The sequence below is a fragment of the Streptomyces sp. CB01881 genome, assembly GCF_002953255.1.
In the GTDB taxonomy this organism is placed as follows: Bacteria; Actinomycetota; Actinomycetes; order Streptomycetales; family Streptomycetaceae; genus Kitasatospora.
This window is the reverse complement of sequence record NZ_CP026498.1, coordinates 10871830-10873862: the sequence shown is the minus strand read 5'-3', so window position 1 is coordinate 10873862 and position 2033 is coordinate 10871830. Positions and strand designations below refer to the sequence as shown.

The following is a 2033-nucleotide window of genomic DNA, read 5'->3' as shown; positions in this document are numbered from 1 at the left end:
ACCCCAGTCAGGTCTTCCAGAACGTGCCGGGCGTCGGCTCGGCCACGTCACACCGGTCGGGATCCGCAACTGCAAGTCGGCTGAGTCACCGGGCACCCGATGCCCCGACCTTCCCGCAGCCCCGCGCGCGGGAAGCGCCACGCGAACCGCCGGGAATGCGACTCCACCTCGACGCCGCCCCATCGGCGGCCCACGAGTGTGAACGCCGTCGGCACCGTGCGGCGGCCCCATCCATCCAGCTAGAGAGGCCCCCATGCACAGCCGAAATCCCAGTCGCAAGAAGCTGTCCGCACGGCTCACCACCGCGGTTGCGGCCGTGGTGGTGCTGGCGGCGACGCTCGTCGCCCACCCCGCTCAGGCGGCCACCACCGGTGCCCTGCGCGGGGTGGGCTCCGGCCGCTGTCTCGACGTGTCGAACGCCAGCCAGTCCGACGGCGCCGGCCTGCAGATCTACGACTGCTCGGGCGGCGCCAACCAGCAGTGGACGTCGACGTCCGCCAACCAGCTGACCGTGTACGGCAACAAGTGCCTGGACGTTCCGAACCACGCCACCACGGCCGGTACCAGGGTTCAGATCTGGTCCTGCAGCGGCGGGGCGAACCAGCAGTGGCGGGTGAACGCCGACGGCACGATCGTCGACGTCGAGTCCGGACTCTGCCTGGACGTCACGGGCGCCGGCACGGCCAACGGCACGGCGGTCCAGCTCTGGACGTGCACCGGCGGCAGCAACCAGAAGTGGACCGGCCTGTCCGGGACGACGCCACCGGGTGGCTCGTGTGCTCTGCCGTCGACGTACCGCTGGGCGTCGACGGGTGCGCTGGCGCAGCCGGCGAACGGGTGGGGGGCGGTGAAGGACTTCACGAACGTGGTGTACAACGGCAAGCACCTGGTCTACGCGTCGAACGTGTCGGGGTCGTCGTACGGCTCGATGATGTTCAGCCCCTTCGCGAACTGGTCGGACATGGCGTCGGCCGGCCAGACCGGGATGAGCCAGTCCGCGGTGGCGCCCACGCTGTTCTACTTCGCACCCAAGAACATCTGGGTGCTGGCGTACCAGTGGGGTGCGTGGCCGTTCATCTACCGCACGTCGAGCGATCCCACCAACCCCAACGGCTGGTCCGCGCCGCAGCCGCTGTTCACCGGCGGCATCCCCGGCGCCGCCCCGATCGACCAGACCCTGATCGCCGACGACCAGAACATGTACCTGTTCTTCGCCGGCGACAACGGCAACATCTACCGGGCGAGCATGCCCATCGGGAACTTCCCCGGCAACTTCGGCTCCACGTACACGACCGTCATGAGCGACACGGTGAACAACCTGTTCGAGGCACCCCAGGTCTACAAGGTCAAGGGCCGGAACCAGTACCTCATGATCGTCGAGGCCCGGGGTGCCAACGAGCAACGCTACTTCCGCTCCTTCACCGCCACCAGCCTGAACGGCTCCTGGACCCCGCAGGCCGCCACCGAGAGCAACCCCTTCGCCGGCAAGGCCAACAGCGGCGCCACCTGGACCAACGACATCAGCCACGGCGACCTGGTCCGCAACAACCCCGACCAGACCATGACCATCGACCCCTGCAACCTGCAGTTCCTCTACCAGGGCAAGCCCCCCACCGCGACCGGCCCCTACGACCAACTGCCCTGGCGCCCGGGCGTCCTCACCCTCCAGCGCTGACCCGCCCGATCCACGGTGACCGCGGAAGCGGTCGGGGCCCGAGCGGCCAATGGGGTGGACCTCGTGGCCGGGCAGCCGAGGCCGATCACCGACCGCCACCGAAACCCCGCAGTGTGGTCGGTATGAGCTCCCTGCGCAGCCGCGTCCACTGGTCCGCAGCCGTCGCACTGGCCGCCTGTCCCGTTCTGGGCGGGGGAACGGCCCGGGCGCAGACCCGGGCCACCGGTGACCTCAAGCTCACCCTGGTGGCCCGGGTCTGCGCCGGCTACGGCGACGTGATGGCCAGCCGGCAACGCGACAACAACATGCAGTCGCTCGAAGACCTCGGCAGGGACTCCGCCCACGCCCCTGACCTCCT

The 2033-nt window shown here is 69.6% G+C and carries 2 protein-coding genes; both read left to right on the top strand.

Annotated elements, in window-relative coordinates:
* Positions 1-253 precede the first annotated feature (253 nt).
* Entirely contained in the window at positions 254-1675 is a 1422-nt protein-coding gene (locus C2142_RS36785) for a non-reducing end alpha-L-arabinofuranosidase family hydrolase (protein WP_148647121.1), read from the top strand.
* A 122-nt stretch (positions 1676-1797) separates the two neighbouring features.
* A partial coding sequence (locus C2142_RS36780) for a hypothetical protein (protein WP_194235857.1) occupies positions 1798-2033 on the top strand: 236 nt, incomplete at its 3' end.